Origin of the sequence: Nostoc cf. edaphicum LEGE 07299, assembly GCF_015207245.1 — a bacterium.
Classification (GTDB): Bacteria; Cyanobacteriota; Cyanobacteriia; order Cyanobacteriales; family Nostocaceae; genus Nostoc; species Nostoc edaphicum_B.
The window spans coordinates 1-7,764 of record NZ_JADEXF010000123.1; the positions used below are offsets into that span (position 1 = coordinate 1).

9 protein-coding genes and 1 pseudogene are annotated in these 7,764 nt (G+C 42.8%); 7 read left to right on the top strand and 3 right to left on the bottom strand.

Going from position 1 to position 7,764, the window contains the following annotated elements; genetic code table 11:
* Positions 1-1,201, bottom strand: a 1,201-nt coding sequence (locus IQ229_RS05525; protein WP_194041996.1) for a glutamyl-tRNA reductase, incomplete at its 3' end; no start/stop codon positions are given.
* A 240-nt stretch (positions 1,202-1,441) separates the two neighbouring features.
* Positions 1,442-2,479, bottom strand: a complete 1,038-nt coding sequence (gene glpX, locus IQ229_RS05530; RefSeq protein WP_194041998.1) for a class II fructose-bisphosphatase — start codon at positions 2,477-2,479, stop codon at positions 1,442-1,444.
* Between the two features lie 157 nt (positions 2,480-2,636).
* Here glpX and IQ229_RS05535 point away from each other — a divergent pair.
* From IQ229_RS05535 to grxD, 7 genes and pseudogenes are all read left to right on the top strand, one after another.
* Positions 2,637-3,014, top strand: a pseudogene (locus IQ229_RS05535) (DUF981 family protein); the annotation flags it as partial.
* A gap of 153 nt (positions 3,015-3,167) precedes the next feature.
* Positions 3,168-3,482: a glutaredoxin 3 gene (gene grxC / locus IQ229_RS05540; RefSeq protein WP_194042000.1), complete on the top strand. Its 315-nt coding sequence runs from the start codon at positions 3,168-3,170 to the stop codon at positions 3,480-3,482.
* Between the two features lie 141 nt (positions 3,483-3,623).
* Positions 3,624-4,109: a tRNA adenosine(34) deaminase TadA gene (gene tadA, locus IQ229_RS05545; protein WP_194042002.1), complete on the top strand. Its 486-nt coding sequence runs from the start codon at positions 3,624-3,626 to the stop codon at positions 4,107-4,109.
* A 113-nt stretch (positions 4,110-4,222) separates the two neighbouring features.
* Positions 4,223-4,978: a lysophospholipid acyltransferase family protein gene (locus IQ229_RS05550; RefSeq protein WP_194042004.1), complete on the top strand. Its 756-nt coding sequence runs from the start codon at positions 4,223-4,225 to the stop codon at positions 4,976-4,978.
* A 616-nt stretch (positions 4,979-5,594) separates the two neighbouring features.
* Complete coding sequence (locus IQ229_RS05555; protein ID WP_194042006.1) at positions 5,595-6,203, top strand: hypothetical protein; 609 nt, start codon at positions 5,595-5,597, stop codon at positions 6,201-6,203.
* Between the two features lie 226 nt (positions 6,204-6,429).
* Entirely contained in the window at positions 6,430-6,687 is a 258-nt protein-coding gene (locus IQ229_RS05560) for a BolA family protein (protein WP_094349510.1), read from the top strand.
* An 87-nt stretch (positions 6,688-6,774) separates the two neighbouring features.
* Positions 6,775-7,098 carry a Grx4 family monothiol glutaredoxin gene (gene grxD / locus IQ229_RS05565; RefSeq protein WP_094349509.1) on the top strand — a complete coding sequence of 108 codons (324 nt, stop codon included), beginning with the start codon at positions 6,775-6,777 and terminating at the stop codon, positions 7,096-7,098.
* 346 nt (positions 7,099-7,444) lie between these two features.
* Here grxD and IQ229_RS05570 read toward each other — a convergent pair whose 3' ends face one another.
* A complete protein-coding gene (locus IQ229_RS05570; RefSeq protein WP_194042008.1) occupies positions 7,445-7,693 on the bottom strand; it encodes a DUF6761 family protein in 249 nt (82 codons plus the stop codon).
* Positions 7,694-7,764: the final 71 nt, after the last annotated feature.

Here is a 7,764-nt window from a genome sequence, read left to right on the forward strand (position 1 = left end):
ATCGCAACTGTACCATCGGGTCATGTAAAATTTTATTGACAATTCCCCGCGTTAATGCTTCAATCACCTCTTGATGTTTTTCAGCGAATTCCGAACCCAATCTCGACAAAGCTTTTTCTAACTCTTGTTCGCGGATGGTTTCGACTTTATTTCGCAGACAGCTAATAGTGGTGACAGTTTCTAAACTGCGCCACCAAATATCAAAGGCTTCCACTTCTTCTTCTAAAAGTTTCTCTGCTTCTTGTGCAATCTTCCGACGGCTTTCGTAGTTTTGCGCTACTACTGCCTTCAAATCATCCACATTAAACGCTTGCACATTTTCCAATTCATTTACATCCGCATGAATATTACGCGGCACAGAAATATCAAATAACATTAGAGAGCGCTGAACTTCTAAAACCATTTCTAATTTAGCACGGTCAAGTATTGGCTCTGTTGCCGAAGTACTTGTAAACACCAAATCACTATCGGCAATTACGCTCATCATTTCCGATAGTGGATGAATTTTGATTGGTTGTTGAGGGAACAGCTTTGCTAATTCTTGAGCGCGATCGCGAGAGCGATTTACAATACTAATTTCCACAGCACCTTTAGAAATTAAGTGTTGCACTAGCAGCCGCGACATTTTACCAGCACCCAGAATTACCACTCGGCAAGCTGCCAAATTTGCCACTTTTATCTGTGCTAATTCCACAGCTGCCGAACTAATAGAGACAGCCCCAGTACCAATACTCGTTTCAGTGCGAACCCGCTTACCAGCTGTCAGCGCTTGTTTAAATAATCGATTCAAAATGGTTTTTATACCACTATATTGCTGTCCCAGTTTGTGAGTAGTCTTCACCTGAGCCAGAATTTGACCTTCTCCGAGTACCAAACTATCTAAACCACCTGCTACCCGCATAACGTGCATGACGGCATCATCATGTAGCAGCATAAACAAATGCTGTCGCAGAGAAAGCACGGGTAATTTACTGTATTCCGCAAGAAACTGCGTTACTTCCCGGATACCTTGGTCTGCTTCACTGGTGACAATGTAAATTTCCAGACGGTTACAAGTGCTAAGAATTGCAACTTCGTCAATATGGGGATAGCTGGCCAGTTGAGCGATCGCATTTTCAATTTGTGGTTCTGGAATGCTCAGTTTTTCCCGGACTTCTACTGGGGCTGTTTTATGGCTTAACCCCACCACTGCTATATTCATTTGCTAAATCGTAGTTACTAATTGGTAGTTGGCAATCGGGCATTGAGTGAAAATAGGGAATGGGGAATTATTATTTATTGGTTGATAGTTTTTTCAACCAACAAACAATAACTAATCACTAAATACTAACTACTAACTAGTGTAAAGATGAAGCATTTAGGTGAATATTTTTCCGTTTTCTCGAAAGATTTCTTTCCAAATGCTTCGTCCCTACTTTTACCATTCCCCATTCCCTAAAAATTAGTTCAGTTGGAGAGTCTTGGGTTTACCAAACATGTGAATTGTATCAACAAATCGAGCCGTATTCGATTGGTTGGAAATTACCAAGCTTTGAGTTCTTGCTCCACCGCTGAAGAAACGTACACCTTCCATGAGATTACCAGCGGTAATGCCGCAAGCAGCGAACAGAACAGTTTCACCAGATGCCAGTTCATGAGCATCATAGACCTTATCGGGGTCATTGATATTCATAGACTTTAAACGATCGATGTTGGCTTCTCTGCTTTCTCCAATCAGACCTGTTTTTACGATTGCGGGATCGTAAATCAGTTGACCTTGGAAGTGTCCACCCAAAGCACGCATTGCGGCTGCCGAGATTACACCTTCAGGAGCCGCACCGATACCCATCAGCGCGTGGATATTAGTTCCAGCAAAACCGCAGCTGATAGCTGCACCCACATCACCATCTGAAATTAGGGCGACTCTCGCTCCAGCCTCACGGATTTCTTTAATTAAATCGTTGTGGCGTTCGCGCTTCATCACCACGATCACGAGTTCTTCAATAGAACGCTCTAGACACTCAGAGAGAATCTTGAGGTTTTCTGTTGCTGACTTGTTGATGTCTACCTTGCCCTTAGCTGCGGGAGGTGCTGCTAACTTCTTCATGTAAAAGTCAGGAGCAGCAAATAATCCACCCTTTTCAGAAATTGCCAAGACAGCCATCGAACCAGGTTGCCCATAAGCTACCAAGTTCGTACCTTCACAGGGGTCAACAGCGATATCAATTTCGATTAATTCATCAGGGTTACAAAGAGCTGAGGCATTTGGTTGAGTACAGATACCAACTTCTTCCCCGATGTATAACATAGGCGCGTCGTCGCGTTCGCCTTCTCCAATCACAATGCGACCCCGCATATAGATTTTATTCATCCGCTCCCGCATAGCTTCCACAGCTACCTGGTCAGCGATGTTTTTTTCGCCTTTACCCATCCACTTTGCGGATGCGATCGCGGCTTGCTCTACTACTTCAATAATCTCTAAACCAAGTGTATTTTCCACAGAGTTTGCCCTCTCAGCTGCTTGAATTTGCGTCGTTTCATCTGCCTATTTCAGTTTTCAAGTCTACCAAAGGGCGGATACACGTGGAAGAAAGTTAAGTTTTACTGCTAACTCGTTAGAAAAGTGCCATTTAACACATTCTGATTTTTTACTCATAATTGCCTTCGGTGAGACGAGTATCCTATTTGGAATCTTGTTTATTGCAGCTGCGATCGCCCTGGCTCAAGGTTGGGATTTGTTGACAATAGCAATTTACGGTTTCTTTACTGGTGCAGTTGCGATCGTAGTGGGTATCCGCATCATCAACTTGAATTTGACAAAGCAACCGATTTTATCGGGAATCGGCTTTATTTTAACTGGATTAGGTGGTATTTTTGCAGCGCCAACTCTCTATTGGAAAACCAATCGAACTTGGCGACTAATTGGCGTAGCGGTGCTGATAGTAGCCGCTCTAATTTGGGCATTGACTGGATATTTGGCTTACTGGAATCATTTAGAGGGTTTCCAAAAGTGGGTTCCAGCACCGATGCGGTAAGCAATAGACTTCTTGTAAAAGTAGGGAAAAGGGGAAAGGGGAAAGGTATAGAATTTTCCCTTTAACCTTTCCCCAACATCTTGGCATTTGTGACTTTTGCAAGATGTCTAATGATCTAGGCTAGAGACATAGTTAAAACCTTGCTTAAAAAATATGCTGGACTTTCTTAATCCCCTTTTAAATCGCCATCCAGAGCGAGTCAAAGCCAACGTCGAACTTTACACCTGGCAAACTTGTCCTTACTGCATTCGAGCCAAAATGCTGCTGTGGTGGAAAGGTGTAAATTTCACTGAATACAAAATCGACGGCGACGAAGCAGCCAGAGCTAAAATGGCAGAACGCGCCAACGGCCGCCGCACCGTACCACAAATTTTTATCAATAACCAGCACATTGGCGGCTGCGATGACCTCTATCAGTTAGACACACAAAGTCAACTCGATCCCCTTTTAGCCCAAGTCGCTATTTAGACACGATAAATCGCCGTCAAGACGAAAGATTATTGTAGAGACGGCGATTCATCGCGTCTTTTGCCTTAACCGAACAGTATTGGTGATTTGGAGAGAGGTCAGAATATTAAGTTGCACATCAGGCATTGAATTGATAAGAAAATGTTAACTAAGTATACGGAATATCTTATACATCAACAATGGATGAATTATGCCCTAGAATTAGCAAAAACAGCAGGTGATGCAGGTGAAATCCCTGTAGGTGCTGTTATCATTGATTCAACAGGCAAATTGCTAGCACAAGGAGAAAACAGAAAAGAGCGCGACAAAGACCCTACCGCTCATGCGGAAATTCTCGCTATCAAGACAGCTGCAACAACTTTACAAAATTGGCATCTTAATGAATGCACCCTTTATGTAACTCTCGAACCTTGCCCGATGTGTGCAGGTGCGATCGTCCAATCACGACTAAGAATACTGGTATATGGAGTAGACGATACAAAAACTGGCGCAATTCGTACAGTTATTAACATCCCCGATAGTGCTGCTTCTAATCACCGTCTCCAAGTAATCGGAGGCATTCTAGAGTCAGCTTGTCGTCAGCAATTACAGACTTGGTTTGCTACTAGGCGGCGTAAAGTAAACTAACGGACAGAGGTAAAACTGTCCATCTACTACGACACAAGTCACACAAGAGAATCTACGGTGTAACTAATCACGCCTTTCGTTAAATTTTTACCCGTCAATCAGCTGCATCCGTCATGATGGAATTTTACTCTTCATCCGATACCTGCCAGCACACCTCAGTAAGTCCTCAGGTAGATAGCACTACCTCAAAGGTTTCTCCTTGGTTAAGTCCCCTGGCATATATATTAGGGCGTCACTGCCTATTACCATTATTCTTTGGACAAATTAGAATAACCGGACAAAAAAATATCCCCACAACTGGGCCTGTGATCCTTGCGCCTACACATCGGGCGCGTTGGGATGCGTTGCTTGTACCCTACGCTACCGCTTGTCTGAGAAAGCAAGACTTGCGATTCATGGTGACTATTGACGAATGCCAAGGTTTGCAAGGCTGGTTTGTTCGACGTTTAGGGGGATTTCCTGTAAATTCTAAGCATCCGTCAATCCGCACCCTGCGACATGGAGTAGAGCTACTTCAGCAGCACAAAACCCTGGTCATCTTTCCAGAAGGTAACATTTTTCGTGACGGTCAAGTTCACCAGTTGAAACCGGGAATTGCTCGTCTTGCTTTGAGTGCTGAATCTAGCCATTCCGGGCTGGGTGTGAAAATTATACCCATAGGCATTAACTACAGCCAACCTTATCCCAATTGGGGTACAGATGTAAGTATTGACATTGGCTCCCCAATAAAAGTCGCGGATTACATGAACGGCTGTATAAAACAAGAGGCAAAAAACATCACAACTGATTTAGCAAAGGCACTGCAACAATTGAGCCATCAAGAAACAAAAGTTACTAATCACGCATTTGCAGAAATTACTAATTCTTGACCTTGTTAAACATATCCTTTAGTTTTACCCTTTTAAGTGTTTCAAGCTTCTAGCATCTGTACTTTCTCAACTAATGTTGCTATGGTCGCGGTATACTCTACTTTCAAAAATAAAAGTCGAGAGACGATTTGGTAATTTTTTGGGAAAACAGCTAGTTTCTGTCTGCAAACAACTCAATTGCTTGGTGATAAATATTTTCAATCCAAAAAGCGAAGTTGCAATGTTTGCTGACAACGCGTTCCACTCCAAGCAAGCTACGCGCAGTGTCCCATTCTTAAGCAGAAGTTCTGATTTCAGGAAGTCTGAAGCTTCTGACTTCTTTTCTCATCTACGCTAGTTTAGACTGGGAAACGTGGTATTTGTGATGTGACTCACTAGAGTTTTAGTCTTGCTTTGAAAAAACTACACTCTCAAATATCCAACCTAACCTGAGATAATTATTGCGGAAGAAAGTCGGTAGCCGTAAGGACGGACAGTTGGGAACTCGATTAGACGGATTTTCAGTCTAAATCAGAGATACTTAGGAAGTAACTTTGCTTTGTGTAAGACCAAAACAGAGTTAAGATACCCGAAGTTTCCCTAGCTCTTTTATATAGTTGTCGCACTAATTGATCCCATGAACACTGCTGTCGCTGTTACCTTGATGCACCGTACTGTTTTATCAGTTATAGCAGTCCTCAGCCTGCTATCACCTGTGAATGCTCAGGTATCACAGTCACCAGGCACTACCAGCCAACCACAACCCATTGACCCCAACGATCCTAATAACCTCCGCCCCATAACCCAAAGTAACAGCCTTTTGAGCATTGCAGGTGGCGATCGCTTAGTAAAAGATGCAGAACAAGCCGTTTCTGCTCAAAACTACACCTTAGCTGCCAAGAAACTGCAAGAAGCACGTCAAGTTTATAATCAGCTATCTAATTTTTATCAAGAGTTAAATTCTAGCTTTTCAGGAATTGACAACAGAGTTTCTGATTCTCAGCGTCAAAAAGCTCTATTAACAGCCCAAAAGCGAGATGAAGCCACCTTTCAGCTAGCATTGGTACATCGGGCACAAAATCAGCCAGAATTAGCTGTACCGTTGTTAGTTCAAATAATTAAGAGTCAAAACCCGACACGGGATTTAGGCAAGAAAGCCTATAAACAGTTGTTTGAGTTGGGTTTTGTTGATTCTCCCTATCCCAGAGAAGGTGGTAATTCATCCTCCTCATCCCCAAAAAAATAAATTAAATTTTTGTTGCCTCTTTTTGCATACCCATATTTCCCTAACCAGTCGCTTGGCAACGCCCCAGTGCTAGGATAGAGCTATCCGCCGCAGCCAAAACCTGAGCGTTCTCAAAAATACACCTTAGAGGCGCGTTTATCTACAGCCTTGCCAAAGCCTGAAGTTGGCACAGGCATTTGCTCTATATCTGTTAATAATAGAAAAGTAAGTTTTTTCAGGAATTGCGATGATTAGTCCGCAACAGGTTGAGGAAATGATCAAGGCGGGACTGCCAGACGCACAGGTTCAGGTGCAAGACTTGACTGGTGGCGGCGACCACTATCAGGTGACAGTAGTTTCATCGCACTTTGCAGGTAAAGGACTAGTGCAACAGCACCAGTTAGTATATGGTGCGTTGGGTCAAGCTATGTCAACTGAAGCAATTCATGCCTTGGCGGTGAAAACATACACTCCCGAAGCTTGGCAAGCAACAGCAGCTTCGTAAATAAGAGTCAGAAGTTAGGAGTTATGAATTTTGACTCCTTACTTCTCACTTCTCACTGTTGAATCCAACATAGGAAACATAAATACCATGACACCAGAACTCAAAGACAAAATTGATAGCTTGCTACAAGAAAACAAGATTTTAGTTTTCATGAAGGGAAACAAGTTAATGCCCCAATGTGGTTTCTCTAACAACGTTGTGCAGATTCTCAATACCTTGGGAGTTCCCTTTGAGACAGTTGACGTTCTATCAGACCCTGAAATCCGTCAAGGTATTAAAGAATACTCTAGCTGGCCCACAATTCCCCAAGTGTATATCAATGGTGAATTCCTTGGCGGTTCTGATATTTTGATTGAACTGTACCAAAAAGGTGAATTGCAGGAGAAGGTAGAAGTCGCATTAGCTTCTTAAGCTCTCTTTACCCAAAATAAAGGGTATGTTGCTGAATTTTCGCTTCGCAATCAAGGTAATGTGCCGTTTTTAATATCCTTGAAAGGAGAGATACTATTTCTTTCCCCTTTCAAGGGTTTTTTAATCGGTTTCTGACAAAAAATACTCTTTGTTGGACTTGATTTCGTTGCTAGACAACAATCCCCTCAGTCTGATTGGCAAAACCAATATAGGGCTGAGGGGATGCGTTTAATCAATACAATATCTCCAAAATTCCACACCACGACACCCGTTGACCAATACAGATAATATGCTATAATTATCTGCGGTAATTAACGGTTACTAGCAATGACCAGGTAAATGGTACTTAGTAGTAATCGGGTTGTGGTTGTGGTTGCGGCACTGCAAAGTTCGATCCATCGTACAAGAAGCGGCTGGCTTCCTCTTCTAGGCGATGAATCAGATAAGGTTCAATGACGTTGCTATGTCGCAGTGCGGCTAGATATCCATCCAAATACATCCGCATATCATCCGTGCGATAACCGCGATTCCATAGCTCGATGAAGGCATCGGTGAGTCTTTGGTAATAGCGGATGGTTTGTGTGTCTTGGAGCATAACTGCTGTATTAATCTCTTTGGAATGAGAATTGTAAATGATTCACGCTAAAAAGTGAAGTGTAATTTCAC

Bases quoted from the DNA above. Each gene is read 5' to 3' on its own strand.
- grxC (WP_194042000.1), top strand. From the start codon at position 3,168: ATGCTGGACTTTCTTAATCCCCTTTTAAATCGCCATCCAGAGCGAGTC.
- tadA (WP_194042002.1), top strand. From the start codon at position 3,624: ATGTTAACTAAGTATACGGAATATCTTATACATCAACAATGGATGAAT.
- IQ229_RS05550 (WP_194042004.1), top strand. From the start codon at position 4,223: ATGATGGAATTTTACTCTTCATCCGATACCTGCCAGCACACCTCAGTA.
- IQ229_RS05555 (WP_194042006.1), top strand. From the start codon at position 5,595: ATGAACACTGCTGTCGCTGTTACCTTGATGCACCGTACTGTTTTATCA.
- IQ229_RS05560 (WP_094349510.1), top strand. From the start codon at position 6,430: ATGATTAGTCCGCAACAGGTTGAGGAAATGATCAAGGCGGGACTGCCA.
- grxD (WP_094349509.1), top strand. From the start codon at position 6,775: ATGACACCAGAACTCAAAGACAAAATTGATAGCTTGCTACAAGAAAAC.
- IQ229_RS05570 (WP_194042008.1), bottom strand. From the start codon at position 7,693: ATGCTCCAAGACACACAAACCATCCGCTATTACCAAAGACTCACCGAT.